The organism is Streptomyces sp. NPDC051310 (assembly GCF_044455245.1).
Classification (GTDB): domain Bacteria; phylum Actinomycetota; class Actinomycetes; order Streptomycetales; family Streptomycetaceae; genus Streptomyces.
The window spans coordinates 191,979-218,693 of record NZ_JBITEO010000010.1; the positions used below are offsets into that span (position 1 = coordinate 191,979).

Genomic DNA, 26,715 nt, shown 5'->3' on the forward strand with positions numbered 1-26,715 from the left:
CCACACCCTTCCCGCTGCGTACAGGCGGTGCGGGAGGGACCCCATGGCAGGGCGGGACAGGTCTAAACCAATGCTCGGGAAACCCTTGTCATCCCGGGTGCCTGGCTGATGAGCTATGGGCTGGGACACATCGGACGCCCTGGGAATGGGAGATGCCGTGAGCAACGAGAGCTTGGCCAACCTTCTGAAGGAGGAGCGGCGGTTCGCTCCGCCCGCCGAGCTGGCCGCGAACGCCAACGTGACGGCGGCCGCGTACGAGCAGGCCGAGGCGGACCGGCTCGGTTTCTGGGCCGAGCAGGCACGCCGGCTCAGCTGGGCCACCGAGCCGACCGAGACCCTCGACTGGTCGAACCCGCCCTTCGCCAAGTGGTTCGCCGACGGCAAGCTCAACGTCGCGTACAACTGCGTGGACCGCCATGTCGAGGCCGGCCACGGCGACCGGGTCGCCATCCACTTCGAGGGCGAGCCCGGCGACAGCCGCGCCCTCACCTACGCCGAGCTCAAGGACGAAGTCTCCAAGGCGGCCAACGCGCTGACCGAACTGGGCGTCCGTAAGGGTGACCGGGTCGCGGTGTACATGCCGATGATCCCCGAGGCCGCCATCGCGATGCTGGCCTGCGCCCGCATCGGCGCCGCGCACTCGGTCGTCTTCGGCGGCTTCTCGGCCGACGCCGTCGCGTCCCGCATCCAGGACGCCGACGCCAAGCTGGTCATCACCGCCGACGGCGGGTACCGCCGCGGGAAGCCCTCCGCGCTCAAGCCCGCCATCGACGAGGCCCTGACCAAGTGCCCGCAGGTCGAGCACGTGCTCGTGGTCCGCCGCACCGGCCAAAACACCGCGTTCGCCGAGGGCCGGGACGTGTGGTGGGACGACATCGTCGGCCGGCAGTCCACCGAGCACACCCCCGAGGCGTTCGACGCGGAGCACCCGCTCTTCATCCTCTACACGTCGGGCACCACGGGTAAGCCCAAGGGCATCCTGCACACCTCCGGCGGCTACCTCACCCAGGTGGCCTACACGCACCACGCCGTCTTCGACCTCAAGCCGGAGACCGACGTCTACTGGTGCACCGCCGACATCGGCTGGGTGACGGGCCACTCCTACATCGTGTACGGGCCGCTGGCCAACGGCGCGACGCAGGTGATGTACGAGGGCACACCCGACACCCCGCACCAGGGCCGGTTCTGGGAGATCGTGCAGAAGTACGGCGTCACGATCCTCTACACCGCCCCGACCGCCATCCGGACGTTCATGAAGTGGGGCGACGACATCCCCGCCAAGTTCGACCTGAGCAGCCTGCGCGTGCTCGGGTCGGTCGGCGAGCCGATCAACCCCGAGGCGTGGATCTGGTACCGGGAGAACATCGGCGCCGGCCGGACCCCCATCGTGGACACCTGGTGGCAGACCGAGACCGGCGCGATGATGATCTCCCCGCTGCCCGGTGTCACGGAGACGAAGCCCGGATCGGCGCAGCGGCCGCTGCCCGGCATCTCCGCCACCGTCGTGGACGACGAGGCGAACGAGGTGCCCGACGGCGGAGGCGGCTACCTGGTCCTCACCGAGCCGTGGCCCTCGATGCTGCGCACCATCTGGGGCGACGACCAGCGGTTCATCGACACCTACTGGTCCCGGTTCGACGGCAAGTACTTCGCGGGTGACGGCGCCAAGCGGGACGACGACGGCGACATCTGGCTGCTGGGCCGCGTCGACGACGTCATGCTGGTCTCCGGCCACAACATCTCCACGACCGAGGTCGAGTCCGCGCTGGTCTCGCACCCCAAGGTCGCCGAGGCGGCGGTGGTCGGCGCGGCCGACGAGACGACCGGCCAGGCGATCGTGGCGTTCGTCATCCTGCGCGGTACGGCCAGCGAGGACGACGCCCTCGTCACCGACCTGCGCAACCACGTGGGCGCCACGCTCGGCCCGATCGCCAAGCCGAAGCGGATCCTGCCGGTCGCCGAACTGCCCAAGACCCGGTCCGGAAAGATCATGCGGCGTCTGCTGCGCGACGTGGCGGAGAACCGGCAGCTCGGTGACGTCACCACCCTCACCGACTCGTCCGTCATGGACCTGATCCAGTCCCAGCTGCCCACCGCCTCCAGCGAGGACTGACACCGGCCTCACCGCCGTCATCGGGGGCACCCGGCGTCACCGTGCGCCGGGTGCCCCCGCCGTATGCCGGGTAGGGTGGGGAAAACGTCAACAAAGCGACAAGAACTCAGGGTGCGCCGGGAAGTCTGGTCGGCAGGTACGCCGTCCTGCCCGTGAACCGCCCTGGAGGTCCCCGCCCGTGGCCGCGCCCCAGCACCAGCCGTCCTCCGCACGGAAATTCCTCGACCGGCTGCCCTTCCCCGAGCGGACGTTCCTCGCGGAGGCGCTGCGGACCGAGACGGTCGGCGGTGTCCTGCTCCTGCTGGCCGCCGTCGCCGCCCTCGTCTGGGCGAACAGCCCCCTCAGCGCGGGCTACGAGACGGTACGGGACTTCCATCTGGGCCCGGCGGCGCTCGGTCTGGACCTCTCCGTCCAGCACTGGGCGGCCGACGGTCTGCTCGCGATCTTCTTCTTCGTCGCCGGCGTCGAGCTGAAGCGCGAGCTGGTCGCGGGCGAGCTGCGCGATCCGAAGGCCGCCGCCCTGCCGGTGGTCGCCGCGCTCTGCGGCATGGTCGCCCCGGCTCTCGTGTACGTCGTGGTCAACACCGCCGGCGGCGGATCCCTGGACGGCTGGGCCGTGCCCACCGCCACGGACATCGCCTTCGCGCTCGCCGTGCTCGCCGTCATCGGCACCTCGCTGCCGTCCGCGCTGCGCGCCTTCCTGCTCACCCTGGCCGTCGTCGACGACCTCTTCGCGATCCTGATCATCGCGGTCTTCTTCACGGGCGAGCTGAACTTCGCCGCGCTCGGCGGCGCCGTCGCCGGGCTGGCCGTCTTCTGGCTGCTGGTGCGCAAGGGGGTGCGCGGCTGGTACGTGTACGTGCCGCTGGCGCTGGTCATCTGGGGCCTGATGTACAACAGCGGCGTCCACGCCACCATCGCCGGCGTCGCCATGGGCCTGATGCTGCGCTGCGTCCGCCGCGAGGGCGAGGCGTACTCCCCCGGCGAGCGCATCGAGCACCTGGTGCGGCCGGTGTCGGCGGGCCTGGCCGTACCGCTGTTCGCGCTGTTCTCGGCGGGCGTGTCGGTCTCCGGCGAGGCGCTGGGCCATGTCTTCAGCCGTCCCGTGACCCTCGGTGTGGTGCTCGGTCTGGTGGTCGGCAAGGCCGTCGGCATCTTCGGCGGTACGTGGCTGACGGCCCGCCTCACCCGGGCGGAACTGAACGAGGACCTGGAGTGGGCCGACCTCTTCGCCGTCGCCACCCTCGCCGGGATCGGCTTCACCGTCTCGCTGCTGATCGGCGAGCTCGCCTTCGCCGGGGACCCGGCGCAGACCGACGAGGTCAAGGCCGCGGTCCTGATGGGCTCGCTCATCGCCGCCGTACTGGCTTCGGTCCTGCTGAAGCTGCGGGTCCGCCGGTACCAGGCGCTGCTCGCGGAGGAGGAGCGGGACGAGGACCTCAGCGGCGTCCCCGACATCTACGAGGACGGGGACCCCGCGTACCACCTGAGGATGGCGGAACTGTACGAGCGGAAGGCCGCCGAGCACCGGCGCCGGGCCGCCGCCGGCCGCCCCGCCGGCGGAGCCGGGAACGCGGCGGAGAACGCGGCGGGAGGCGGAGAGAACGGCGGTACGGGAGCCGCAGCGCGGGACGGCGGCGCGGCCGAAGTGGCGGGGGGACCGCGCGGGGACGGCGACGGTCCGGCATGATCTGAGGTCGGACCGTAGGAGAGATGAGGGAGCGACACGATGAGCGACCCCGCCGGCAACGGTGCATTCGGCGCAGCTGGCACGGACCGCAGCCTCGGCCAGCTGGTCGCCTCGGCGACCACCGAGCTGTCCGCGCTGGTGCACGACGAGATCGCGCTGGCCAAGGCCGAACTGCGACAGGACGTCAAGCGGGGCGCGATGGGCGGTGCCGCCTTCAGCATCGCGGGGGTGTTCGCGCTCTTCTCGCTGCCGGTGCTCAGCTTCGCCGCGGCGTACGGCATCCACAATCTGGGGCTCGGCCTGGCGTGGTCGTTCCTGATCGTGGGAAGCGCGTACCTCGTGCTGGCGGGGCTGCTGGCGGGGCTGGCGGTGAGCAAGTTCAAGAAGGTCAAGCCGCCGGAGCGGTCCATCGCTTCGGCGAAGCGGACGGCCGCGGTGCTCGGCAACGCCAAGCCCCACCCGCGTTCCGAGGCGCCGGGTGGTCCGGTTCGTCCCGCCCTTCCGGTCAAGGGCGAGGCCGAGGGTGTGGCACGCTCGTCTGCATGACCGTCCCTGAAAGCAGCACCGGCAGTCCCGTACGGATCGATGGGCCCTGGACACACAGGGACGTCGCCGCCAATGGGGCCCGCTTCCACATCGCGGAGCTGGGCGACGGGCCGCTGGTGTTGCTGCTGCACGGCTTCCCGCAGTTCTGGTGGACATGGCGCCACCAGCTGACCGCGCTCGCCGACGCCGGATTCCGGGCGGTCGCGATGGATCTGCGGGGCGTGGGCGGCAGCGACCGTACGCCGCGCGGTTACGACCCGGCGAACCTGGCCCTGGACATCACGGGCGTGGTGCGGTCGCTGGGCGAGCCGGACGCGGCGCTCGTCGGGCACGACCTGGGTGGATACCTGGCGTGGACGGCCGCGGTGATGCGGCCGAAGCTGGTGCGCCGGCTGGCGGTCTCGTCGATGCCGCATCCGCGCAGGTGGCGCTCGGCGATGCTCTCCGACTTCGCGCAGACGCGCGCCGGTTCGTACGTGTGGGGCTTCCAGCGTCCGTGGCTGCCGGAGCGTCAGCTGGTGGCGGACGACGCCGCGTTGGTGGGCCGGCTGATCCGGGACTGGTCGGGGCCGGGTGCGGACGGGCCGGACGAGGAGGCCATCGACGTCTACCGCCGGGCGATGACCATTCCCTCGACGGCGCACTGCTCGATCGAGCCGTACCGGTGGATGGTGCGGTCGATGGCGCGGCCGGACGGCCTGCAGTTCAACCGGCGTATGAAGCGGCCGGTGCGGGTGCCGACGCTGCACCTGCACGGCTCCCTGGACCCGGCGATGCGTACGCGCAGCGCGGCGGGGTCGGGCGAGTACGTCGAAGCGCCGTACCGCTGGCGGCTGTTCGACGGGCTCGGTCACTTCCCGCACGAGGAGGACCCGGTGGCGTTCTCGGCCGAACTCATCAACTGGCTCAAGGACCCCGAGCCGGACCGGTGACCGGCGGTCGGCGGGCCGCCGACGGACCGCTGACCGGCGGTGACACCGGTGCCGGACGAACGGTGACCGGCGGGCGGCCGGTTGCCGCCCGGTACAGAACACTGGAAATCGGATTGAACGGTTGTCCTACGAACAGCCAAATGCCGCCCGCATAGGCCAATTGGCGGCCCGCGGGGCGGTTACCGACCTTGGGGCCCGGGCAGACGTCGGGGTATGGGCTGGACGCACGACTACGCTGACGCAGCACGCAACCGCCGCTCCGCCTCGGCCCCCGCGCCGAACCCCCAGAGGAACGGGCCACAGGGCGGTCAGGGGCCGGATCCGCACCTGGGGATCCCCCGCATCCTGCGCCGACGGGCCCGCTGGGTCTCGGCGCGGCTGCGTCACACCCGCGACTGACCGCCCCGGCCGCTCACAGCGCGCAGCTCTGGCTGTCGACCTGCTGGTTCGCGGTGCGGCCGCGCGTGATGTCCTCGCGGATCTCGTCGACCGTCAGGGCGTACCCGGTGTTCACGTCGTCCAGTGACCTCGCGAAGATCACGCCGTAGACCTTCCCGTCCGGGGTGAGGAGCGGCCCGCCGGAATTGCCCTGGCGGACGGTCGCGAAGAGCGAGTACACATCGCGGCGCACCTCGCCGTGGTGGTAGATGTCCGGGCCCTCGGCGTTGATGCGCCCGCGGACGCGCGCCGAGCGGACGTCGTACGCGCCGTTCTCCGGGAAGCCGGCGACGATGGCGCTGTCCCCGCTGGCCGCGTCGGTGTCGGTGAACTGCAGCGGGGTCGCCTTCAGGTCCGGTACGTCCAGCACGGCGATGTCGCGCTGCCAGTCGTACAGGACGACCTTGGCGTCGTACAGCTTGCCCTGTCCGCCTATCTGGACGGTCGGCTCGTCGACGCCGCCCACGACATGGGCGTTGGTCATCACACGGCGCTCCGAGAAGACGAAGCCGGTCCCTTCCAGGACCTTGCCGCAGCCGGGGGCCGTACCGACGACCTTGACGATGGACTTCTGGGCGCGGGCGGCCACCGGGCTGTTGGCGAGCGCCGGGTCGGGCGGGCGGACCTCGGTGATGGGCTCGTTGGCGAACGGGCTGAAGACCTGCGGGAATCCGTTCTGCGCCAGGACGGAGGAGAAGTCGGCGAACCAGGTGGACGCCTCGGTGGGCATCACGCGGGAGACACCGAGCAGCACCTTGGAGTTGCGGACCTCCTTGCCGAGTGTCGGCAAGGACGTACCGGCGAGGGCGGAGCCGATCAGCCAGGCGACCAGCAGCATCGCCACCACGTTGACCAGTGCGCCGCCGGTGGCGTCCAGGGCGCGGGCGGGCGACCAGGTGATGTACCGGCGCAGCTTGTTCCCGAGGTGGGTGGTGAAGGCCTGCCCCACCGAGGCACAGACGATGACGATCGCGACGGCACCGATCGCGACGGTCGTGGAGACCTTCGCGTCGTCGGTCAGCGGCCCCCACACGAGGGGCAGGAGGTAGACCGCGACGAGACCGCCGCCGAGGAAGCCGATCACCGAGAGGATTCCGACGACGAAGCCTTGGCGGTAACCGACGATCGCGAACCACACGGCGGCGAGCAGCAACAGGATGTCCAGCACGTTCACCGTCATTAGCCTCGCAGATTCGTCTCCGGTCACCCCGACCGGCCTCGGAACAGGGCCTTCAGCCTGTCATGCGCGCCAGTCGAGCGGGACCTGCTTGGTCCGGTCCCACGGACGCTCCCACCCGGCGAAGTGCAGGATGCGGTCGATCACACCGGCCGTGAAACCCCACACGAGTGCGGATTCGACCAGGAATGCCGGGCCGCGGTGGCCACTCGGGTGGACGGTCGTCGCACGGTTGGCCGGATCCGTGAGATCCGCCACGGGGGCGGTGAAGACCCGGGCGGTCTCGGCGGGATCGACGGCGCGGAAGGGGCTCGGGGAGCGCCACCAGCCGAGGACCGGTGTGACGATGAATCCGCTCACCGGGATGTAGAGGCGCGGCAGCACGCCGAAGATCTGCACGCCGGCGGGGTCGAGGCCCGTCTCCTCCTCGGCCTCGCGCAGCGCCGCGGCCAGCGGCCCGGTGGTGTCCGGGTCACCGTCCTCGGGGTCGAGCGCGCCGCCGGGGAAGGAGAGCTGGCCGGCGTGGGAACGCAGGCTGCCGGCGCGCTCCATGAGGAGCAGCTCGGGGCCGCGCTCGCCCTCGCCGAAGAGGATGAGGACGGCGGCCTGGCGGCCACCGGACTCGGGCGGCAGGAAGCGGCTGAGCTGCTCGGGCGCGATGGTGCGCGCCGCGCGGGCCACGGGCAGCAGCCAGTCGGGCAGCCCTTCGTCGCTGACGGCCACGGCCGTCCGCGTCCGCGCCGGGTGTCCGGCATCCTGTCTCGCGCGCGTCATAGGCACCCCCGGCTCTTCCAACGCGTTCCGGTCACTGGTTCGTTCCGCCGCTTCCTCATGCCTTCGGGTGACGTCACTCCTCGTCACCGGCGCCGAGCGGGGGCGCCGGCCGGCCCGGGTAGTCCGGCGGCGGTGCCAGACGCTGGCCCGGCAGGCCGCCCTTCTCGTACTTCAGGAGCTTCGCGGCCTTCTCGGGGTCCGTCTCGCCCTCGCCGTACGACGGGCACAGGGGCGCGATCGGGCAGGCGCCGCAGGCGGGCTTGCGGGAGTGGCAGATACGGCGGCCGTGGAAGATCACGCGGTGCGAGAGCATGGTCCACTCGGACTTCGGGAAGATCGAGCAGATCTCCTCCTCGACCCGCTCCGGGTCCTCCTGCTCGGTCCACTTCCAGCGGCGCACGAGACGGCCGAAGTGGGTGTCGACGGTGATGCCCGGGACGCCGAAGGCGTTGCCGAGGACGACGTTGGCCGTCTTGCGGCCGACCCCGGGGAGCGTGACGAGGTCCTGCAGGCGGCCGGGGACCTCGCCGCCGAAGTCATCCCGCAGCGCCTTGGACAGGCCCAGCAGGGACCTCGCCTTCGCCCGGAAGAACCCGGTGGGCCGGATCAGCTCCTCCAGCTCCTCGGGCACGGCGGCGGCCAGGTCCTCGGGGGTCGGGTACTTGGCGAACAGCGCGGGGGTCGTCTGGTTGACCCTCAGGTCGGTCGTCTGGGCGGACAGCACGGTCGCCACGAGCAGCTCGAACGGGTTGCGGAAATCAAGCTCGGGATGGGCGTACGGATACACCTCGGCCAGCTCCCGGTTGATCCGCCGCGCCCTGCGCACCATGGCCAGCCGCGACTCCGGCTTGCCGGTCCGGCGCGCGGGCCCGGCGGCGGGCGTCGCCTCGACGGCCTCGGCCGCCTTCGCGGGCTTGGCGGGCTTGGCGGGCTTCGCCGCCTTGGCGGGCTTCGCTCCCTGCGCGGGTTCGGCTGCCTTGGCCGTCGTGGCCGCCTTGGCCGTCCTGGCCGCCTTCGCGGGCTTGGCCGCCTTCGCGGTCGGGCCTGCGGGTGCGGGTGCGGGCTCCGCCGAGGAGCGACGCGTGCGCGATGACGTCCGCTTTGCGGCTTTTGCCGGTTGTGCGGATGAAGGCGACACGTGTTCGCCCACAGCGGAATTCTGTTCCCCGGACACTCTCCCGGCCCCCTTGGCCTGCGCTCTCACCGGCGAATTGGACACCCGGCCAGCCTAAGCGCCCGCACGGACATCTGCCCCGGGCACGAGCGATCACGACCCAATCGGGGCCCTGCCGTACGGACACGCGTACCAGTGCGTCAAACTTGTTGTGATTGATCGCACTGTTTTACCGTCCGGCATCATGGGACCAGACTCCCTGAGCAGGTCGACATAGGAGAGAACTCGTGGACGACGTTCTGCGGCGCGCCCCGCTCTTCGCGGCGCTCGATGACGAGCAGGCCGCGGAGCTCCGCGCCTCGATGAGTGAAGTGACGCTCGCCCGTGGCGACGCGCTCTTCCACGAAGGCGACCCGGGCGATCGGCTCTACGTGGTCACCGAGGGCAAGGTGAAGCTCCACCGCACCTCTCCCGACGGCCGCGAGAACATGCTCGCCGTCCTGGGCCCCGGTGAGCTGATCGGCGAGCTGTCCCTGTTCGACCCGGGTCCGCGCACGGCCACCGCGACGGCGCTGACCGAGGTCAAGCTGCTGGGCCTCGGCCACAACGACCTCCAGCCGTGGCTCAACGCGCGCCCCGAGGTCGCCAGCGCCCTGCTGCGCGCCGTGGCCCGGCGCCTGCGCAAGACCAACGACCAGATGTCCGACCTGGTCTTCTCCGACGTGCCGGGCCGCGTCGCCCGCGCGCTCCTGGACCTGTCGCGCCGCTTCGGCGTGCAGTCCGAGGAGGGCATCCACGTCGTGCACGACCTCACCCAGGAGGAGCTGGCGCAGCTCGTCGGCGCCTCCCGGGAGACGGTCAACAAGGCGCTCGCCGACTTCGCCGGCCGCGGATGGCTGCGTCTGGAGGCGCGTGCCGTGATCCTGCTCGACGTCGAGCGGCTCGCGAAGCGCTCGCGCTAGTCACGGTCGGCACGTCCGGCGCCGGTCAGGCGACCCGCGCCGGTTCGACGCCACGAGGAAGGGCCGCCCCGGAGTTCCGGGGCGGCCCTTCCGGCGTCGGCACCGGCTGCCCGGCATGGTGCCGGTGCCGATGCCGCTGGGTCAGTTCTTCGTACCGTCCACGATCAGCGGGTTCCCGCTGCCGCCACCGCACGGAACCGCGTAGACGGGCTGCTTGGCGGCCACCTCCTTGAAGGCGTCGATGCACTGGTTCAGCAGGACCTTGTCCGTCAGCGAGTCGCTGAGGATCTTGTTCGCGCGGGCGATGCCCTCCGCCTCGATCCTGCGCCGCTCGGACTCCGCCTTGGCCGTACGCGCCGCCTCGGTCGCCCGCTCCGTCGCCTGCTGCTGCTGGATCTTGCGGTCGATCTGGCTCTGGAGCTGGTCCGACGGCTTCACGTTCCGCAGGTTCACCGTGGTCACGTCGATACCGCGGGGCGCGAGGCGCTCCTTGATCAGGTCACCGATCTCCGTGTTGATCTTCTCGCGGGCCGAGGCGTACCCCTCCTCGCTCGTGTGACGCGCGAAGACGTTGCGGATGATCTCCCGGCTGTCCGGGAAGACCAGCCGCTGCTGGATCGCCTCCTCGCTGCCCGCGAGCTTGTACAGCTCCACGGCCTTGGCGGGCGTGACGGCCCACTTGACCGTCACCTCCGCGTACATCACGCCACCCTGGGACGAGCGGACCTCGACCACGTCCTTGTCGGACAGGTTCAGGTCGACCGGGCGCGTCGAGAAGGTGGTGACGTTCGTGAACGGCGAGGTGAAGTTCATGCCGGACGTCATGGGCGAGCCGACCTTGCCGAAGGTGACCGGCACGCCGACCTCGTACGCGCTGATGACGTGCAGACAGCTCGCCACCGCGGCGAACAGGCCGGCGAGCAGCGCCCCGGCCGCACCGAGGCTGAGGCCGCGCCGGTCGGTGCTGCGGCCGACGAAGAACAGCACCACCGCCGCGATGAGCAACAGGATGGAAAGGACGAACACGGGCATTCCCCCCAGAATGAAGCGCGGAAGCGCAACAATGAGCTAAGTAAGCGGAGCGTAAAGCATGGGCCCGCGGTTCCCGGAGGGGGTAATCCCGGGCCCACAGCCCGTGGAGGAGCAGGGTTCAGATCAGGCCGTGCTCGCTCAGGTACTCCATCTGCGCCCGCACCGACAGCTCCGCCGCCGGCCACAGCGAGCGGTCCACGTCCGCGTACACGTGGGCCACGACCTCGGGCGCGGTCCGGTAGCCGTTCTCGACGGCGGTCTCCACCTGGGCGAGGCGGCTCGCGCGGTGGGCCAGGTAGTACTCGACGGCCCCCTGCGCGTCCTCCAGCACCGGACCGTGCCCCGGCAGGACGGTGTGCACGCCGTCGTCGACCGTCAGCGAGCGCAGCCGGCGCAGCGAGTCCAGGTAGTCGCCCAGCCGCCCGTCCGGATGGGCCACCATCGTCGTACCCCGCCCGAGGACCGTGTCGCCCGTCAGGACCGCGCGGTCGGCCGGCAGGTGGAAACTGAGCGAATCGGCGGTGTGCCCGGGCGTCGGTACGACGCGCAGCTCCAGGCCGCCGACCTCGACCACCTCCCCCGGCCCGAGGCCCTCGTCGCCGAGTCGCAGCGCCGGGTCCAGTGCGCGCACCGGCGCCCCGGTCAGCTCGGCGAACCGCACCGCGCCCTCCGCGTGGTCCGGATGCCCGTGCGTGAGCAGCGTCAGCGCCACGCGCTTGCCCATCCGCTCGGCGGTCTCGACGACCCGGGAGAGGTGTCCCTCGTCGAGGGGGCCCGGGTCGACGACCACCGCGGCCGCTGAGCCCGGCTCGGACAGGAGCCAGGTGTTCGTGCCGTCGAGGGTCATGGCGGACGGGTTCGGCGCGAGTACGTTGACGGCGCGGGCGGTCGCGGGGCCGGAGACCACGGCCCCGCGCGGCTGTCCGGGAAGCGCGGCGGCGTCGGTCATGCGGAAGACCCCCCTATGGGTGCGTCCGTCGTCGGTACGTGCTTGGTGAACTCGTCGTGGCCCGGCCAGCTCAGGACCACCTCGTCGCCCTCCAGGCGGGCCTGTGCCAGCACGGGGGTGAGGTCCTGGTGCCGCGCCGCGTCCAGGGCGGCGACGGGCGTCCCGTACGGCTCCAGGGAGCGCAGTGTGGCGATGGTCGGCGGCATCATGAGCAGCTCGCCGCGGTCGTATCCGGCCGCCGCGTCGGCGGGGCGGATCCAGACCGTACGGTCGGCCTCGGTGGAGGCGTTGCAGGTCTGCTGGCCCTGTGGCAGCGCGGCCACGAAGAACCAGGTGTCGTAGCGGCGCGGCTCGAACTCCGGGGTGATCCAGCGCGCCCACGCCCCCAGCAGGTCCGAGCGCAGCACCAGCCCGCGCCGGTCCAGGAAGTCCGCGAACGCCAGCTCGCGCGCCACCAGGGCCGCCCGGTCCGCCTCCCAGTCGTCGCCCGTGGTGTCGGCGACGACGGAGCCGGCGGTCGGCCCGGCGAGCAGGACGCCCGCTTCCTCGTAGGTCTCGCGCACCGCCGCGCAGACGATGGCCTGCGCCTCGGCCGGGCCGGCGACCCCGAGCCGGTCCGCCCATGCCTCGGGGGACGGTCCTGCCCACCGCACCGGGTGCTCGTCACGCGGGTCCACGCCGCCGCCCGGGTAGGCGTACGCGCCGCCGGCGAAGGCCATGGAGGCGCGCCGGCGCAGCATGTGGACCTCGGGGCCGCCACCGCCTGTGCCGTCCCGCAGGAGGAGCACGGTCGCCGCCCGCTTGGGCGTCACGGCCGTGAGGGTGCCGTCGGCGAGCGCGCGGATGCGGGCGGGCCACTCCGGCGGGTACCACTGACCATTGGACATGGCCGGATGCTATGCGCATCCGGCCCGATGTTCGAGAGGAAAGGTGGCTACGGCAACGGCCTCACGCGATCACGATCACGCCGTGACGCGATCACCACCGGGACCAGGACCAGGACCAGGACCGGGACCGGGACGAGGACCGGGACCGGGACGGGGACGAGAACGGGACCGGGGCCAGGACCTCGCGAGGATCAGGACCGGGACGCACGCGAAGATCGCGACCCGGGCCACGCGAGGATCAGGTCGGGGTCAGTCCTGGACCAGTTCCACCTGGATCTCGACCTCGACGGGCGCGTCCAGCGGCAGCACCGCGACGCCCACCGCGCTGCGCGCGTGCACGCCCTTGTCGCCGAGGACCTCGCCCAGCAGCTCGCTCGCACCGTTCAGGACGGCCGGCTGACCGGTGAAGTCGGGGGCCGAGGCGACGAACCCGACGACCTTCACGACCCGCGCGATGCGGTCCAGGTCACCCGCGACCGACTTCACGGCGGCCAGCGCGTTCAGCGCGCAGATCCGCGCCAGCTCCTTGGCCTCCTCCGGCGTGACCTCGCCGCCCACCTTGCCGGTGACCGGAAGCTTGCCCTCCACCATCGGCAGCTGGCCGGCCGTGTACACGTACACGCCGGAGCGGACGGCCGGCTGGTAGGCGGCCAGCGGGGGCACGACCTGCGGCAGCGTCAGACCGAGCTCCGCGAGCATGGCCTCGACACGGCCGGTCACTGCTTCTCCCGCTTCAGGTACGCCACGAGCTGCTCGGGGTTGTTCGGCCCCGGCACGACCTGGACGAGCTCCCAGCCGTCCTCGCCCCAGGTGTCCAGGATCTGCTTGGTCGCGTGCACGAGAAGGGGCACGGTCGCGTATTCCCACTTGGTCATGGTGCCGACTGTAGCCGCTGCCACCGACGGCACCGCCAAGGGCAGCCTCCTGCTTCACGCGCGCGGGCACTGGTTAGGCTCGAAGGCGTGAGCAGGCTCCAGGTCGTCAGCGGCAAGGGCGGTACCGGTAAGACGACGGTCGCCGCCGCCCTCGCGCTCGCCCTCGCGACCGAGGGCAAGCGGACACTCCTCGTGGAGGTCGAAGGCAGGCAGGGCATCGCGCAACTCTTCGAAACGGAGACGCTCCCCTACGAGGAGCGCAAGATCGCCGTCGCGCCGGGCGGCGGGGAGGTGTACGCGCTGGCCATCGACGCCGAGCGCGCACTCCTCGACTACCTCCAGATGTTCTACAAACTCGGCTCGGCGGGGCGGGCGCTGAAGAAACTCGGCGCCATAGACTTCGCGACCACCATCGCGCCCGGCGTCCGGGACGTGCTGCTGACGGGCAAGGCCTGCGAAGCGGTACGCCGCCGGGAGAAGCAGGCCGGCTTCGTCTACGACTACGTCGTCATGGACGCCCCGCCCACCGGCCGCATCACCCGCTTCCTCAACGTCAACGACGAGGTGGCGGGGCTCGCGCGCATCGGCCCGATACACAATCAGGCGCAGGCCGTCATGCGGGTGCTGAAGTCCCCGGAGACAGCGGTGCACCTGGTGACGCTGCTGGAGGAGATGCCGGTCCAGGAGACCGCGGACGGCGTCGCGGAGCTGCGTGGCGCCGACCTCCCGGTGGGCAACATCATCGTGAACATGGTCCGCCCGCACGTCCTGGACGAGGACGCGGTACGGGCCGCCTCCGACGGCCACCGCAAGGACATCGCCAAGGCGCTCGCCGCGGCCGGGGTGACCGGTTCCGCCGGGCTGCTCACGCCGCTGCTGGAGGAGGCCGCCGAGCACGCGCAGCGGGTGCAGCTGGAACGGGAGCAGCGGGAGCTGCTGGCGAAACTCCAGGTGCCCACGTACGAACTGCCGTTCCTGGGGGACGGCATCGATCTGGCCGGGCTCTACCGGCTGGCCAAGGAACTACGCGAGCAGCTTGGGGTGACGGCATGACCCTGGACACGGCCCCCGCCCTCGAGGTCGACCCGCTCCTCGACGACCCGGCGACCCGCATCATCGTGTGCTGCGGTGCGGGCGGGGTCGGCAAGACGACGACCGCGGCGGCCCTGGGCGTACGTGCGGCGGAGCGCGGCCGCAAGGTCGTCGTGCTCACCATCGACCCGGCCCGCCGGCTCGCCCAGTCGATGGGCATCGACCGGCTGGACAACGTCCCGCGGCGGGTGGACGGCATCGCGGGCGACGGCCAACTGCACGCGATGATGCTCGACATGAAGCGCACCTTCGACGACATCGTCGAGGCGCACACCGATCCGGAGCGGGCCCGCGCGATCCTGGCCAACCCCTTCTACCAGTCCCTGTCGGCCGGCTTCGCGGGCACGCAGGAGTACATGGCGATGGAGAAGCTGGGGCAGCTGCGGGCGCGCGACGAGTGGGACCTGATCGTGGTCGACACGCCGCCGTCCCGCTCGGCGCTGGACTTCCTGGACGCACCGAAGCGGCTCGGCTCGTTCCTGGACGGGAAGTTCATCAAGCTGCTGATGGCCCCGGCGAAGATGGGCGGCCGCGCCGGGATGAAGTTCCTGAACGTCGGCATGTCGATGATGACGGGGACCCTGGGCAAGCTGCTGGGCGGCCAACTGCTGCGGGACGTGCAGACGTTCGTGGCGGCGATGGACACGATGTTCGGCGGCTTCCGTACGCGCGCGGACGCCACGTACCGGCTGCTGCAGGCGCCGGGCACGGCGTTCCTGGTGGTGGCCGCGCCGGAGCGGGACGCGCTGCGTGAGGCGGCGTACTTCGTGGAACGGCTGGCGGCGGAGGAGATGCCGCTGGCCGGCCTGGTCCTGAACCGGGTGCACGGCAGTGGTGCCGCCCGGCTGTCGGCGGAGCGTGCGCTGGCCGCCGCCGAAAATCTTGACGAGGGCCGCATTGTGGATCAGGGCGAAGGGAAGACTGGTGTTCGTGGCGGCCCCGCGGCCGCCTCTCCCGAGTCCCCCTCCGCACCAGCTGTGATACGTCCCACCCCCGCATCACGCCCGCACGCCTCCGCGGGCTCCGAAGCCGCTCCATCCGACACTTCAGGATCCGACCCCTCAGGATCCGACACCTCAGGAACCGGAACCGCAGCATCCGGGGCCGGCGCGTCCGGTGCTGCTGGTACGTCGGTCACCGAGGCGTCCGCGGTTCCACCTGCCGTCGCACAGCTGACGGCGGGCCTGCTGCGTCTGCATGCCGAACGGATGCAGATCCTCGCGCGCGAGCGGCGCACGCGGGATCGTTTCGCCGCGCTCCACCCCGAGGTGGCGGTCGCCGAAGTGGCTGCCCTGCCCGGGGATGTGCACGACCTGGCGGCACTGCGGTCCATCGGCGAGCGGCTCGCGACCGGCGGTGGCGGTTCGTCGTCCGCGGCCGTGCCGACGCCCGGCGTGCCCGCGTGACGACGTAGCGAACGTAACGGCTCAACGGGTAACGGCGAGGCGGGTGCGCCGCCGCGTGCACGTGCGTAGAAGAGACACAGGAAGCAAAGGGGCGAAGCGCTACAGACGCGACATGTCGCACCAGCCGCACCACTGGCGGTACGCCCGGAGCGCGAGGCGCAATGTGGGGGGTGAGGTGCCGCCGCACAAGGGAGTGCCCCCCGAGGATCCCCCGGAACGCACAGGTGCGCGGTGCACAGGCGAGCAGGTGCGCAGGTGCGCAGGTGCGCAGGTGAAAGGCGTACGGAGCGCGTGTCGCCCCGACGCATGTCGCTCCGACGCAGGTTGCTCCGTCCGGAGCCGGTCCTGGAACGGCGCCGGGACCCCGCGCCCTAGCCCACTGCCGCGTACGACTCGTACGTCTCGTCGTCGTCCAGCGCGACGGGCAGGATGCCCGCGCTGCGCTCGTACTCCGTGCGCGCGGTCTCCAGCAACCGGCGCCACGAGGTGACGGTCGGCCGCCGGCGCAGCAGTGCTCGCCGCTCGCGCTCCGTCATCCCGCCCCACACGCCGAACTCGACGCGATTGTCCAGCGCATCGGCCAGGCACTCGGTCCGCACCGGACACCCGGTGCACACCGCCTTGGCCCTGTTCTGCGCCGCTCCTTGTACGAACAGTTCATCCGGATCGGTAGTGCGGCAGGCCGCCTGCGCACTCCAGTCAGCTACCCAGCCCATACCGGCGCCGTCCTCTCCCGAATCGAGGCTCCCCCACGGCGGTAGCGGCATATTCACCGCTGCCAGTTGAGGACGTTACGGAAGGTGGGCACAGCGCAACACCCCCTTCGGGCCCAATCTTGAATGGCCCGAACGGACTATGCGTACGCGGCAGATCACCCAGGGGAGTGACCCGTGGACATACCGGCCTCATCCCCTACAACACGACATGTCCCATGATCGACAACGGGCATCCGCCGACGCATGAGGCGGAAACGGACATCGCTCGGTGACGACGTCGAGTGGTGCTGTGGGGAGAGGTGACACGGCGGTCCTGACCAGGGTCTCGTTACAGGTCCGCAACTGCTGTGACAGTTGTGACCAGCTTAGGCCAAGGGATATACGCGTGTCCGGCGAATGAGAACGTAGGCTGCTGCCATGCCAAAGAAGCGCTCCGGCGGTGGTCTGACCGGGACCCAGCAGGCCGCCAAGTTCCTCGGTGTCAGCGTGCTCTCCGGAGCCGTACTGGCGGGCATCGCACTGCCCGCCGTCGGGGCGCTGGGACTCGCGGCAAAGGGAACGGTCCAGGGATTCGACGAGATTCCGGCCAATCTCAAGCGCCCGCCGCTGAGCCAGCGCACCACGATCCTCGACGCGAAGGGCGGGCAGATCGCCACGGTCTACTCGCGCGACCGCACCGTCGTGGACCTCAAGGACATCTCCCCGTACATGCAGAAGGCGATCGTCGCGATCGAGGACTCGCGCTTCTACGAGCACGGGGCGATCGACCTCAAGGGCGTGCTGCGCGCGCTCAACCGCAACGCCCAGTCGGGCGGCGTGGCACAGGGCGCGTCGACCCTGACCCAGCAGTACGTGAAGAACGTCTTCGTGGAGGAGGCCGGTGACGACCCCGACAAGGTCGCGCAGGCCACGCAGCAGACGCTCGGCCGCAAGATCCAGGAGCTGAAGTACGCGATCCAGGTCGAGGAGGAGCTCGGGAAGAAGAAGATCCTCGAGAACTACCTCAACATCACGTTCTTCGGGCAGCAGGCGTACGGCATCGAAGCCGCCTCCAAGCGCTACTTCTCCAAGCCGGCCAAGGACCTGACCCTGGAGGAGTCGGCGATGCTGGCCGGCCTCGTCCAGTCGCCGAGCCGGTACGACCCGGTCAACGACGTCGAGGAGGCGACCAAGCGCCGCAACATCGTCCTGCAGCGCATGGCGGCCGTCGGCGACATCAGCCAGGCGGAGGCCGACCGGGCCAAGGCCAGTCCGATCAAGCTGAAGGTGAGCAAGCCGAAGAACGGCTGCATCACCGCCGTCGACGGCGCGGGCTTCTTCTGTGACTACGTCCGCGAGGTCTTCCTCTCCGACCCGGTCTTCGGCAAGGACCGGGAGGAGCGCAACAAGGTCTGGAACCGCGGCGGCCTGACCATCCGGACGACGCTGGACCCGCAGGCGCAGAAGTCGACGCAGGAGTCGATAAAGGACCACGTCTACCAGAGCGACAAGGTCGCGACGGCCGTGACGATGGTCCAGCCCGGCACCGGCAAGATCGTCGCGATGGGCCAGTCCAAGCCGTACGGCTTCGGCAAGAACGAGACGCAGATCAACTACTCGGTCAACAAGCGGATGGGCGGCTCGAACTTCGGCTTCCCGGTCGGTTCGACGTTCAAGCCGTTCGTCGCGGCGGCGGCCCTGGAGCAGGGCAGGCCGCCGACGCAGACGTACTCGGCGCCGTACCAGATGCCGTACCCGAGCTCGATCTCACAGTGCGACGGCAAGTCGTGGCGGAACGCCGGCGGCCAGCGCCTGGAGAACGAGAACGAATCCGAGGTGGGCCCGTACGCCCTCAAGGACGCGATGGCGCTGTCCGTCAACACGTACTTCGTGCAGATGATCGAGGACATCGGCCTGTGCCCGGTCGTCGAGATGACCGACAAGCTGGGTGTGGTGCAGGGCAACGGGTCGAAGCTGCCCGAGGAGCCGTCGCCGCTGACGCTCGGCTCGACGGGTATCTCGCCGCTGACCATGGCGACGGCGTACGCGGCCTTCGCCAACCGTGGCACCTACTGCACGCCGGTCGCCATCGAGTCGATCAGGACGGCGGACGGCAAGAGCCTGCCGGTGCCGAAGAGCGAGTGCAGCAAGGTTATGTCGGAGCGGACCGCCGACACGATCAACAGCCTCCTGGGCGGCGTCATCGACTCCGGTACGGGCCAGGCGGCCGGCCTGAGCGACCGCGACAACGCGGGCAAGACGGGTACGACCGACGGCCGCAGGAACGCCTGGTTCGTCGGGTACACGCCGAACCTGAGCGGCGCGGTGTGGGTCGGCAGCGCGAGCCAGCAGGTGGAGATGGAGTACATCACCATCGGCGGCGAGTACCACGACAAGGTCTTCGGCGGTAAGGTCCCCGGCCCGATCTGGAAGGACGCGATGACGGGCGCGCTGGAGGGCCACGAGCCGCTGCCCTTCGTCGACCTGCACATCCCGGATGTGCCGAAGGGCGACGGCAAGGGCAAGCCCGGCGACGACGGCAAGCCCGGCGGCAACGGCGGCGGAACCACGGGCGGTGGCGGCGACCAGCCGTGGCCCGGGATCTCCTTCCCGCCGGACATGATCGGCGGCGGCAACCAGCGGGGCCAGGGCAACAACGGCGGCGGAAACGGCGGCGGCTGGGACTGGGGCGGCTGACGTACGCGAAAGGGCGCCCACCGTGGGAACGGTGGGCGCCCTTTCGCGTACGCGGGGGCATGCGGTGTGGCTCGGGGAGCGGACGCGGCCGCGGTGCGGGCACCGGACGGTCCGCCGGTACCAACGCGGGGACGGCCCGGCGGCGTCAGCCGTGCGAGCGGCGGGCGGAGCCGGAGATCACCCGGTGAGGGCGCCGGACGACCCGAGCAGCACCCGGTACCAACGCGAGGGCGGCCCGGCGCGTCAGCCGTGCGAGCGGCGGGCGGGGCAGTCCGCCCCCGATCCCGACGCCGGCTCCGACACCGGTCCCGCCCCCGGTACCCGTCCCGGTGCCGGTTCAGCCGGCGAGGAGCTGCTTGACCGTGGCGGCCACGCGGCCGCCCTCGGCGCGGCCGGCCACCTTCGGGTTGACGATCTTCATGACGGCGCCCATCGCCCGCGGGCCCTCGGCCCCGGCCGCCTTGGCCTCCTCGACGGCCTGGGCCACGATCGAGCGGAGCTCGTCGTCGCTGAGCTGCTGCGGAAGGTACGCGTCGAGGAGCACGCCCTCGGCCTTCTCACGCTCGGCCTGCTCGGTGCGGCCGCCCTGCGCGAAGGCCTCGGCCGCCTCGCGGCGCTTCTTCGCCTCCTTGGCGATCACCTTCTGCACCTCGTCGTCGGAGAGCTCGCGCTTCTCCTTGCCCGCGACCTCCTCCTTCGTGATCGCGGCGAGGGTCAGCCGGAGCGTGGAGGAGCGCAGCTCGTCGCGCTCCTTGATCGCGGCGTTGAGGTCATCCTGCAGCTTGGACTTGAGCGTGGTCATGCGAACCAGTGTGTCAGGTGCGGTGACCTGCACGCCCGTGCATTTCCCGCTGACGTGGCGGTTCTGTAACGATGAGCCCATGCGCGCGCGATACGGAGTCCCCCTGAAAGTCACCGCAGGAATCGCAGCGGCCGGTGCGGCCGGCCTGGTCTACGCCGCCGGCTTCGAGGTCCGCTCGTTCCGGCTCCGCCGGATCACCGTCCCCGTACTGCCGCCCGGCATGCGCGACCTGCGGGTCCTGCAGGTGTCGGACATCCACATGGTGAGCGGCCAGCGCAAGAAGCGGGCGTGGCTCCAGTCGCTGGCGGGGCTGCGGCCGGACTTCGTCGTGAACACGGGCGACAACCTCTCCGACCCGAACGGCGTGCCGGAGGTCCTGGACGCACTCGGCCCGCTCATGGAGTTCCCGGGGGTGTACGTCTTCGGCTCCAACGACTACTACGGCCCGAAGCTGCGCAATCCCGCTCGCTACCTGATCGAGAAGGCCCAGGGGCGCCACGGTCTGAACGGCAACGCGCCGGCCGTGGGAGCGGTCCACAACCCGTGGGAGGAGCTGCGCGACGCCTTCGACGCGGCGGGCTGGGTGAACCTGACGAACACCCGCGGCCGCCTCAAGCTCGACGGCCTTGACCTGGCCTTCACCGGCCTGGACGACCCCCACATCAAGCGCGACCGCTACGAGTACGTCGCGGGCGGCCCGGAGGCGGACGCCGACCTGTCGGTGGCCGTGGTCCACGCGCCCTACCTGCGCTCCCTGGACGCCTTCACGACCGACGGCTACCCGCTGATCCTGGCGGGCCACACGCACGGCGGCCAGCTGTGCATCCCGTTCTACGGGGCGCTGGTCACCAACTGCGACCTGGACACGGACCGCGTGAAGGGGCTCTCCACCCACCGCGCCGGAGGGAACACCGCCTACCTCCACGTCTCGGCAGGCTGCGGCACCAACCGCTACACCCCGGTGCGCTTCGCCTGCCCCCCGGAGGCCACGCTCCTCACCCTCACGTCCCGCGACGACCGCCGGTAGCCGGAGCCGGCATCCCGCTCGGACGGCCCCCGCCTGCCGCCCCGCGAAAACCGGATTTCGTCTCCGGCCGCGGGTGGGCTAAAGTAAACGACGTCGCCGGGACACCGGACGACATCGGGGTGTAGCGCAGCTTGGCAGCGCGCTTCGTTCGGGACGAAGAGGTCGTGGGTTCAAATCCCGCCACCCCGACAGCCAGAAAAACACAGACAGAGGGCAGCTACTCAAGGTAGCTGCCCTCTGTCTGTGTTTGCGCGTCCGGCATGGCGGTCACGGCCACCGCGCCCGTCCTGATCGCACACCGATCCAGCCGGTCCCCCTTGCAGCTGCGGGGCGCTCGCCCGCCCCGCCGTGGCGGGGGTCGGCCCGTCGGACGGGGCCGGAAGTGGCGTCGGGCAGCAGGCGATGCAGACCAAGCGGTTGCTCACTGCTACTCTTCCGGATCTCGTCCGGACATTCATATGTCGAACACATGACACACACAGGCGCCCGGTTCCCGGGTGCACGAGGTCGCTGCGAGGAGACACCGCTCGTGGGCACAGTCGTCGACGACGCCGCCTCCGTGGAGTTCCATGCCTTCTTCGAGCGGCACTACGCGGAACTGGCCCGGCTCGCGCACTTGTTGACCGGGGAGGCGGATGCCGCCGACGACCTGGCCGCGGATGCGCTGCTCGCGCTGTGGCACCGCTGGGACCGGGTGCGGGCGAGTGAGCACCCGGTGGCGTACGCGCGGGGTGTGGTCGCCAATCTGGCCCGTACGCGGATACGCAGTGCGGTGCGCGAGCGGCGGCGGGTCGCGCTGTTCTGGGCGCAGCGGGAGGAGAAGGCCGAGAATCCGGACGTGGCCGGGGTGGTCGACGTACAAGGGGCGCTGCGCAGGCTGCCGTTCCGGAAGCGGGCGTGTGTCGTGCTGCGCCATGCGTTCGACCTCTCCGAGAAGGACACCGCGCTGGCCCTGGGTGTGTCGGTCGGTACGGTGAAGAGCCAGACATCGAAGGGGATGGCCGAGCTGCAGCGGCTGCTCGGCACGCAGGACGTTCCGCGTAAGGTGCACACGGCGATGGCGCGTACCGGGGCTGCCGGAGGAAGGGACCGATGACCATGCGGCGGGACGTGCACGACGAGCTGCGCGCCCGGCTGCACGAGGCGGCCGGGGCGCACCGGCCCGACCGCGCGCGGATCCTGGCACGGCTCGAACGCGGCATGGCGCAGGAGGACCGGCCCCGCTCCCGTGCGGCCCGTCCGCCCCGGTTCGGCTGGGTGCGCGCGGTGGGTGTCACCGCCGCGGTCGCGGGGATCCTCGCCGCCGGCGGCTACGGCGTGGCCTCCGTGGGGAACGACGAGCCTCCGCAGCAGACAGTCGCTGTCCCGCCGACCCCCACCCCCACCGCCACGCCCACCCCGACCATGCACGCGACGCGGGCACCCTCGCCGGCGGACCCGACGCCGCCCGTGGACCCGCTGCCCCCGGACCCCACGACGAGCCCCTCCCGCGAGCCGAGCGCGCCGAGCGCCTCGCCGTCGGGCACGCCCGGTGCCGGCGCGCCCGCCGCCCGCGAGGAGGACGGGCCCCTGTGGTCCGACGGCTCCGTGGACCCGCACAGCAACGAGTTCTGGGCGCAGAGCAACGTCACCCTCAAGACCCGTGAGGAACTGACCGCGCTGACCGTCGAGTTGCGGATCGCCCAGACGGGCGGGGTCACCTCCACCGGCGCCTGGCGGGCGCTGCCCGAGGACGACTTCACGCTGACGGTCGCCGAGAAGGACGGCTACCTCGTCTACACCTGGGTGCTCAAGCCGGGCCGTACGGTCCCGGCCGGGCAGTGGATGTTCGCCGGGCAGTACGACCACGCCCGCGGCGGCCGGGACGCCCGGCAGGACCGCTACGGCGCCACCGCCCGGACTCGGGCCGGACAGCTCGCCGTGTCGGGCGACTTCGCCCGGCACGACGACTGATTCCGGGAAGGCGGCAACCTTTTCCCCACCCGTGGCGACCGGAAGGCGCAAGATCTTCCCCCACGCAAGGAATGGGCATGACTGCACGAGCCGAACAGCGCGTCCGCCACCGCCGCCGGGTCACCAAGCGCAGGGCGGTGATCAGCGGAGCCGCCGCCCTCGGGCTGACCGGTGCGGCGATCGTCACCACGACCATGCTGTCCACCGCCGGGGCCGCCGCGTCCTGGCCCTCGGACACCGGCAGCAAGCCGGTTGCGAAGACCATCCCGGTCTCCGGTGAGTACGACGGCGGAATGAAGAAGTTCTACGGCACCGGCGCCCTGGGCGGCAGCGGTCAGGACGAGGGCCAGTCCCCCCTCTTCGAGCTGGCCGACGGCGCCGTCCTGAAGAACGTCGTCATCGGCACGCCCGCCGCCGACGGCGTCCACTGCAAGGGCAGCTGCACGCTGCAGAACGTGTGGTGGCTGGACGTCGGCGAGGACGCCGCCACCTTCAAGGGCAAGTCGGCGTCGGCGACGTACAAGGTCATCGGCGGCGGGGCGAAGAAGGCCGACGACAAGGTCCTCCAGTTCAACGGGGCCGGCAAGCTCACCGTGACCGGCTTCCAGGTCGAGGGCTTCGGCAAGCTCGTCCGCTCGTGCGGCAACTGCAAGACGCAGTACAAGCGCACGATCGTGCTGAGCGACATCGACGTGACCGCGCCGGGCAAGTCGATCGTCGGTGTCAACCAGAACTACGGCGACACCGCGACGCTGTCGAAGATCCGGATCCACGGCGACTCCAAGAAGAAGATCAAGACCTGCGTGCGCTTCAAGGGCAACAACACCGGTAAGGAGCCGACCCAGCTGGGCAGCGGCCCCGACGGCACCACGTGCCGGTTCTCGGCGTCGGACATCACGTACAACTGAGCCGGCACGACCGGGTGACGTACGCCGGCGCCGGCGCCACCGCGGCGCCGGCGCCGTCCCTTTCCGTCACCCGGATGTCCGTCACCCGCAGTTCCGTCACCCGCAGTTCCGTCACCCGGACGGTCGCGCCCGGTCGCCGCGGCGCGCGGGGCGGCGCAGGCTCGGAGAGCCACCGCACCCACCGGACAGAGAGGGGCGGCCATGAGCCACCCGGCCGACGCCGGCGGCGGCCACGCCACCGGCGGTACGGAACACGGTACGGAACACCACGCCTACGCGCACCACGCCGCTCCCCCGAGGTCCACCGCCCCGGCACCGCGCCGCGACGGCTGGGCGTCGGCGGGGACGATGCTCGCCGGGGTGCTGCTGCTGGTGGAGGGCGTGCTCGGGATGCTGCAGGGCATCACGGGCATCGCCGAGGACGACGTGTACGGGGAGATCGGCGAGTACGTCTTCGAGTTCAGCGCGAGCACGTGGGGCTGGATCCACCTGGTGCTCGGGCTCCTCGTGGCAGTCGTCGGCGCGGGCATCCTCAGCGGCGCGGACTGGGCCAAGGCTGCCGGTGTGGCGCTGGCCGCACTCGCCGTGATCGCGAACTTCATCTGGCTGCCGTACCAGCCGGTCTGGGCGGTGATCTCGATCGCGATCGGCGTCTTCGTCATCTGGGCGCTGTGTACGGAGGACTCGCCGCCGGCCGCGCACTGAGGCCGGGGCCGCGGGCCTGCGGCGGAGTTGTCCACAGGTTGAGGACCGGCGCAGCGGGGTGTCGGTGCGGCAGCGCATCATGGGGTCCATGACTGAACCGACAGATGCACCGGCCACGCCGGACATGCCCGACTGGGAGAAGCGCTTCCGGGCGCCGCGCGTCTCGCTGCCCGACTGGGCGGAGGACGCGCCGGGGCGGTCGCTGTTCGTGTCCAACGCGACCGGTACGTACGAGCTGTACGCCTGGGACCGGGCGACCGGCGAGCAGCGGCAGGTCACGGACCGGCCGAACGGGACCACGGACGGGGTGCTGACGCCGGACGGCGAGTGGATCTGGTGGTTCTCGGACACGGACGGCGACGAGTTCGGCGTCTGGATGCGGCAGCCGTTCACGGGCGGCGAGGACGAGCCGGCCGCGCCGGGGCTGGAGGCGTCCTATCCGGCGGGCCTGGCGATCGGCCGGGACGGCACCGCGGTGGTCGGGCGCTCCACCGACGAGGACGGTTCGACGATCCACGTCGTACGGCCCGGTCTGCCGCCCGTCGAGATATACCGCCACCGCGAGTCGGCCGGGGTGGGCGACCTGTCGCACGACGGGACCCTGATCGCCGTCGAGCACACCGAGCACGGCGACGCCATGCACGCGGCGCTGCGCGTGGTCCGGCCGGACGGCGGGACGGTCGCCGAGCTGGACGACACCAAGGGCGGCACGGAGGAGCTGGGGCTCGCGGTGCTCGGCTTCGCGCCGGTGGACGGCGACACCCGGCTGCTCGTGGGGCACCAGCGGCGCGGGCGCTGGGAGCCCATGCTGTGGGACGTCGCCTCGGGGGTGGAGACGGACCTGGGCCTCGACCTGCCCGGTGACGTGTCGGCCGAGTGGTACCCCGACGGGTCGGGGCTGCTGATCGTGCACAGCTTCGAGGCGCGCAGCGAGCTGTGGCGGTACGAGATCGGCACGCGCGAGCTGGTGCGGGTGGAGACGCCCGCCGGGTCGGTGTCGGGTGCGACGGCGCGGCCGGACGGGACGGTGGAGTACCTGTGGTCCTCCGCGGCGCACCCCCCGGTGGTGCGGTCGACGGCGGGCGGGGTGGTGCTCGATCCCCCGGGGCTGAAGGCGCCCGGGTCGGTGGCGGTGGAGGACGTGTGGGTGGAGGGGCCCGGCGGGCGCATCCACGCGCTCGTGCAGCGGCCGGCCGGCGCGAGCGGCCCGCTGCCGACGCTCTTCGAGGTCCACGGCGGTCCCGCGTGGCACGACAGCGACGCGTTCGCGGCGGCGCCCGCGGCCTGGGTGGACCACGGGTACGCGGTGGTGCGGGTCAACTACCGGGGCTCGACCGGGTACGGCCGGGAGTGGACGGACGCGCTCAAGCACCGGATCGGCCTGATCGAGCTGGAGGACATCGCGGCGGTACGGGAGTGGGCGGTGGCGTCCGGGCTCGCCGATCCGGCGAAGCTGGTGCTGGCCGGCGGCTCGTGGGGCGGGTACCTGACGCTCCTCGGGCTCGGTACGCAGCCGGAGGCGTGGGCGCTGGGGCTGGCAGCCGTCCCGGTGGCGGACTACGTCACGGCGTACCACGACGAGATGGAGGCGCTGAAGGCCCTGGACCGCACGCTGTTCGGCGGGTCCCCGGAGGAGGTGCCGGAGCGGTACCGGGTGTCGTCGCCCCTGACGTACGTGGACGAGGTGCGGGCACCGGTCTACATCTCGGCGGGCGTCAACGACCCGCGCTGCCCGATCCGGCAGATCGACCACTACGTCGACCGGCTGGCGGCCCGCGGCGCGGTGCACGAGGTGTACCGGTACGACGCGGGGCACGGCTCCCTGGTGGTGGAGGAGCGGATCAAGCAGGTGCGGCTGGAGCTGGCCTTCGCGGCCCGGCACCTGGAGGACGGGCCCGGCGCGGCGCGGCAGGCGGGGACCCGGACGGACGGGGGGTGAGC

General features: G+C 71.4%; 25 protein-coding genes and 1 tRNA gene. 16 read left to right on the top strand and 10 right to left on the bottom strand.

All coding sequences use genetic code 11. The features are described 5' to 3' along the window. The first annotated feature begins 157 nt into the window (after nt 1–157). From acs to ACIA79_RS17210, 5 genes are all read left to right on the top strand, one after another. On the top strand, nt 158–2,113 hold the full coding sequence (acs, locus tag ACIA79_RS17190; protein ID WP_399429095.1) for an acetate--CoA ligase: 1,956 nt from the start codon (nt 158–160) through the stop codon (nt 2,111–2,113). Between the two features lie 178 nt (nt 2,114–2,291). After that, nucleotides 2,292–3,803: a Na+/H+ antiporter NhaA gene (gene nhaA / locus ACIA79_RS17195; protein WP_399429096.1), complete on the top strand. Its 1,512-nt coding sequence runs from the start codon at nt 2,292–2,294 to the stop codon at nt 3,801–3,803. 39 nt (nt 3,804–3,842) lie between these two features. After that, complete coding sequence (locus ACIA79_RS17200) at nt 3,843–4,349, top strand: phage holin family protein (RefSeq protein WP_399429097.1); 507 nt, start codon at nt 3,843–3,845, stop codon at nt 4,347–4,349. Beyond that, nucleotides 4,346–5,281 (top strand): alpha/beta fold hydrolase, encoded by a 936-nt coding sequence (locus ACIA79_RS17205; protein WP_399429098.1) that lies wholly within the window; start codon nt 4,346–4,348, stop codon nt 5,279–5,281. Before ACIA79_RS17200 ends, ACIA79_RS17205 begins: the two co-directional genes overlap by 4 nt. Nucleotides 5,282–5,494: 213 nt before the next feature. Continuing rightward, nucleotides 5,495–5,680: a hypothetical protein gene (locus ACIA79_RS17210; RefSeq protein WP_399429099.1), complete on the top strand. Its 186-nt coding sequence runs from the start codon at nt 5,495–5,497 to the stop codon at nt 5,678–5,680. A gap of 13 nt (nt 5,681–5,693) precedes the next feature. On the opposite strand, the gene ACIA79_RS17215 is transcribed toward ACIA79_RS17210, so the two are convergent. The 3 genes from ACIA79_RS17215 to nth all read right to left on the bottom strand — a co-directional run bounded on the left by ACIA79_RS17215 (nt 5,694) and on the right by nth (nt 8,820). Further along, nucleotides 5,694–6,893 (bottom strand): MarP family serine protease, encoded by a 1,200-nt coding sequence (locus tag ACIA79_RS17215; protein WP_399429100.1) that lies wholly within the window; start codon nt 6,891–6,893, stop codon nt 5,694–5,696. 66 nt (nt 6,894–6,959) lie between these two features. Continuing rightward, complete coding sequence (locus ACIA79_RS17220; RefSeq protein ID WP_399429101.1) at nt 6,960–7,670, bottom strand: NUDIX hydrolase; 711 nt, start codon at nt 7,668–7,670, stop codon at nt 6,960–6,962. Nucleotides 7,671–7,743: 73 nt separating this feature from the next. Then, nucleotides 7,744–8,820 carry an endonuclease III gene (nth, locus tag ACIA79_RS17225; RefSeq protein ID WP_399429102.1) on the bottom strand — a complete coding sequence of 359 codons (1,077 nt, stop codon included), beginning with the start codon at nt 8,818–8,820 and terminating at the stop codon, nt 7,744–7,746. 251 nt (nt 8,821–9,071) lie between these two features. Between nth and ACIA79_RS17230 the strand changes: the two genes are divergently transcribed. Continuing rightward, on the top strand, nt 9,072–9,746 hold the full coding sequence (locus tag ACIA79_RS17230; RefSeq protein WP_031077600.1) for a Crp/Fnr family transcriptional regulator: 675 nt from the start codon (nt 9,072–9,074) through the stop codon (nt 9,744–9,746). 141 nt (nt 9,747–9,887) lie between these two features. On the opposite strand, the gene ACIA79_RS17235 is transcribed toward ACIA79_RS17230, so the two are convergent. The 5 genes from ACIA79_RS17235 to ACIA79_RS17255 form a co-directional block, all read right to left on the bottom strand. After that, nucleotides 9,888–10,772, bottom strand: a complete 885-nt coding sequence (locus ACIA79_RS17235) for a prohibitin family protein (protein ID WP_399429178.1) — start codon at nt 10,770–10,772, stop codon at nt 9,888–9,890. 124 nt (nt 10,773–10,896) lie between these two features. Further along, entirely contained in the window at nt 10,897–11,727 is an 831-nt protein-coding gene (locus tag ACIA79_RS17240) for an MBL fold metallo-hydrolase (protein WP_399429103.1), read from the bottom strand. Next, entirely contained in the window at nt 11,724–12,614 is an 891-nt protein-coding gene (locus tag ACIA79_RS17245) for an NUDIX hydrolase (protein WP_399429104.1), read from the bottom strand. The genes ACIA79_RS17240 and ACIA79_RS17245 overlap by 4 nt, the downstream gene beginning before the upstream one ends. A 249-nt stretch (nt 12,615–12,863) precedes the next feature. Beyond that, nucleotides 12,864–13,313, bottom strand: coding sequence for a RidA family protein (locus ACIA79_RS17250; protein ID WP_399429179.1), 450 nt, complete (start codon nt 13,311–13,313; stop codon nt 12,864–12,866). Between the two features lie 17 nt (nt 13,314–13,330). Further along, a complete protein-coding gene (locus ACIA79_RS17255; RefSeq protein ID WP_003991873.1) occupies nt 13,331–13,489 on the bottom strand; it encodes a DUF4177 domain-containing protein in 159 nt (52 codons plus the stop codon). An 87-nt stretch (nt 13,490–13,576) separates the two neighbouring features. On the opposite strand from ACIA79_RS17255, the gene ACIA79_RS17260 reads away from it, so the two are divergent. Both ACIA79_RS17260 and ACIA79_RS17265 read left to right on the top strand, forming a co-directional pair. Continuing rightward, nucleotides 13,577–14,542 (top strand): ArsA family ATPase, encoded by a 966-nt coding sequence (locus ACIA79_RS17260; protein ID WP_399429105.1) that lies wholly within the window; start codon nt 13,577–13,579, stop codon nt 14,540–14,542. After that, the gene (locus ACIA79_RS17265) at nt 14,539–15,987 is read left to right on the top strand and encodes an ArsA family ATPase (RefSeq protein ID WP_399429106.1); all 1,449 of its coding nucleotides are present in this window, start codon (nt 14,539–14,541) and stop codon (nt 15,985–15,987) included. Before ACIA79_RS17260 ends, ACIA79_RS17265 begins: the two co-directional genes overlap by 4 nt. A gap of 371 nt (nt 15,988–16,358) precedes the next feature. On the opposite strand, the gene ACIA79_RS17270 is transcribed toward ACIA79_RS17265, so the two are convergent. Further along, nucleotides 16,359–16,703 carry a WhiB family transcriptional regulator gene (locus ACIA79_RS17270; RefSeq protein ID WP_031077612.1) on the bottom strand — a complete coding sequence of 115 codons (345 nt, stop codon included), beginning with the start codon at nt 16,701–16,703 and terminating at the stop codon, nt 16,359–16,361. A gap of 417 nt (nt 16,704–17,120) precedes the next feature. Here ACIA79_RS17270 and ACIA79_RS17275 point away from each other — a divergent pair, with 417 nt between their 5' ends. Continuing rightward, complete coding sequence (locus tag ACIA79_RS17275; RefSeq protein ID WP_399429107.1) at nt 17,121–19,379, top strand: transglycosylase domain-containing protein; 2,259 nt, start codon at nt 17,121–17,123, stop codon at nt 19,377–19,379. A 337-nt stretch (nt 19,380–19,716) separates the two neighbouring features. Here ACIA79_RS17275 and ACIA79_RS17280 read toward each other — a convergent pair whose 3' ends face one another. Further along, nucleotides 19,717–20,181, bottom strand: coding sequence for a GatB/YqeY domain-containing protein (locus ACIA79_RS17280; protein ID WP_399429108.1), 465 nt, complete (start codon nt 20,179–20,181; stop codon nt 19,717–19,719). A gap of 79 nt (nt 20,182–20,260) precedes the next feature. On the opposite strand from ACIA79_RS17280, the gene ACIA79_RS17285 reads away from it, so the two are divergent. From ACIA79_RS17285 to ACIA79_RS17315, 7 genes are all read left to right on the top strand, one after another. Beyond that, a complete protein-coding gene (locus ACIA79_RS17285) occupies nt 20,261–21,208 on the top strand; it encodes a metallophosphoesterase (protein WP_399429109.1) in 948 nt (315 codons plus the stop codon). A gap of 115 nt (nt 21,209–21,323) precedes the next feature. After that, nucleotides 21,324–21,397, top strand: a tRNA-Pro gene (locus ACIA79_RS17290). Nucleotides 21,398–21,737: 340 nt separating this feature from the next. Further along, nucleotides 21,738–22,304, top strand: a complete 567-nt coding sequence (locus ACIA79_RS17295; RefSeq protein WP_399429110.1) for a SigE family RNA polymerase sigma factor — start codon at nt 21,738–21,740, stop codon at nt 22,302–22,304. Next, entirely contained in the window at nt 22,301–23,161 is an 861-nt protein-coding gene (locus ACIA79_RS17300; RefSeq protein ID WP_399429111.1) for a hypothetical protein, read from the top strand. The genes ACIA79_RS17295 and ACIA79_RS17300 overlap by 4 nt, the downstream gene beginning before the upstream one ends. Nucleotides 23,162–23,238: 77 nt before the next feature. Beyond that, nucleotides 23,239–24,069, top strand: coding sequence for a pectate lyase (locus tag ACIA79_RS17305; RefSeq protein ID WP_399429112.1), 831 nt, complete (start codon nt 23,239–23,241; stop codon nt 24,067–24,069). Between the two features lie 348 nt (nt 24,070–24,417). Then, nucleotides 24,418–24,774 (top strand): hypothetical protein, encoded by a 357-nt coding sequence (locus ACIA79_RS17310; protein WP_399429180.1) that lies wholly within the window; start codon nt 24,418–24,420, stop codon nt 24,772–24,774. Between the two features lie 79 nt (nt 24,775–24,853). Then, complete coding sequence (locus tag ACIA79_RS17315) at nt 24,854–26,713, top strand: prolyl oligopeptidase family serine peptidase (RefSeq protein ID WP_399429113.1); 1,860 nt, start codon at nt 24,854–24,856, stop codon at nt 26,711–26,713. Nucleotides 26,714–26,715 lie beyond the last annotated feature (2 nt).

Bases quoted from the DNA above. Each gene is read 5' to 3' on its own strand.
- ACIA79_RS17200 (WP_399429097.1), top strand. From the start codon at position 3,843: ATGAGCGACCCCGCCGGCAACGGTGCATTCGGCGCAGCTGGCACGGAC.
- ACIA79_RS17205 (WP_399429098.1), top strand. From the start codon at position 4,346: ATGACCGTCCCTGAAAGCAGCACCGGCAGTCCCGTACGGATCGATGGG.
- ACIA79_RS17210 (WP_399429099.1), top strand. From the start codon at position 5,495: ATGGGCTGGACGCACGACTACGCTGACGCAGCACGCAACCGCCGCTCC.
- ACIA79_RS17220 (WP_399429101.1), bottom strand. From the start codon at position 7,670: ATGACGCGCGCGAGACAGGATGCCGGACACCCGGCGCGGACGCGGACG.
- ACIA79_RS17240 (WP_399429103.1), bottom strand. From the start codon at position 11,727: ATGACCGACGCCGCCGCGCTTCCCGGACAGCCGCGCGGGGCCGTGGTC.
- ACIA79_RS17245 (WP_399429104.1), bottom strand. From the start codon at position 12,614: ATGTCCAATGGTCAGTGGTACCCGCCGGAGTGGCCCGCCCGCATCCGC.
- ACIA79_RS17250 (WP_399429179.1), bottom strand. From the start codon at position 13,313: ATGCTCGCGGAGCTCGGTCTGACGCTGCCGCAGGTCGTGCCCCCGCTG.
- ACIA79_RS17255 (WP_003991873.1), bottom strand. From the start codon at position 13,489: ATGACCAAGTGGGAATACGCGACCGTGCCCCTTCTCGTGCACGCGACC.
- ACIA79_RS17265 (WP_399429106.1), top strand. From the start codon at position 14,539: ATGACCCTGGACACGGCCCCCGCCCTCGAGGTCGACCCGCTCCTCGAC.
- ACIA79_RS17270 (WP_031077612.1), bottom strand. From the start codon at position 16,703: ATGGGCTGGGTAGCTGACTGGAGTGCGCAGGCGGCCTGCCGCACTACC.
- ACIA79_RS17275 (WP_399429107.1), top strand. From the start codon at position 17,121: ATGCCAAAGAAGCGCTCCGGCGGTGGTCTGACCGGGACCCAGCAGGCC.
- ACIA79_RS17280 (WP_399429108.1), bottom strand. From the start codon at position 20,181: ATGACCACGCTCAAGTCCAAGCTGCAGGATGACCTCAACGCCGCGATC.
- ACIA79_RS17285 (WP_399429109.1), top strand. From the start codon at position 20,261: ATGCGCGCGCGATACGGAGTCCCCCTGAAAGTCACCGCAGGAATCGCA.
- ACIA79_RS17300 (WP_399429111.1), top strand. From the start codon at position 22,301: ATGACCATGCGGCGGGACGTGCACGACGAGCTGCGCGCCCGGCTGCAC.
- ACIA79_RS17305 (WP_399429112.1), top strand. From the start codon at position 23,239: ATGACTGCACGAGCCGAACAGCGCGTCCGCCACCGCCGCCGGGTCACC.
- ACIA79_RS17310 (WP_399429180.1), top strand. From the start codon at position 24,418: ATGCTCGCCGGGGTGCTGCTGCTGGTGGAGGGCGTGCTCGGGATGCTG.
- ACIA79_RS17315 (WP_399429113.1), top strand. From the start codon at position 24,854: ATGGGGTCCATGACTGAACCGACAGATGCACCGGCCACGCCGGACATG.